Origin of the sequence: Halomonas sp. ND22Bw (assembly GCF_003011945.1) — a bacterium.
GTDB lineage: Bacteria > Pseudomonadota > Gammaproteobacteria > Pseudomonadales > Halomonadaceae > Halomonas > Halomonas halophila.
Genome location: NZ_PXWD01000707.1, coordinates 1 through 277 on the forward strand (window position 1 = coordinate 1; position 277 = coordinate 277).

At 70.0% G+C, this 277-nt stretch carries 1 protein-coding gene; it reads left to right on the top strand.

Translation table 11 applies throughout. From position 1 onward, the window contains the following. Positions 1–277 (top strand): hypothetical protein (locus tag CVH10_RS19955; RefSeq protein WP_219924880.1); only part of this gene is annotated, 277 nt, incomplete at both ends.

The window sequence follows — 277 nt, forward strand, 5'->3', positions numbered from 1 at the left end:
GCGGAATCGACCGGCGGCGCCAAGGCGGTGGAGCGCCGCTCCAACGCCGATCGCCGCGTGGCGCTTGCCCCCTTGCGCAAGAAGCTCGAGGGCGTCGAGGGGCGGATGAAGAAGCTCGCAGACGCCATGGCCAAGATCGACGCGGCTTTGGCCGACGGCACCGCCTTCCAGGCCAACCCGGCCAAGGCCGGCGAACTGATGAAGATGCGCTCGGACGCGGCAACGGCCCTGGAGGCTGCCGAGGAGGAGTGGCTGGAACTCAGCGGCGAGATCGAGG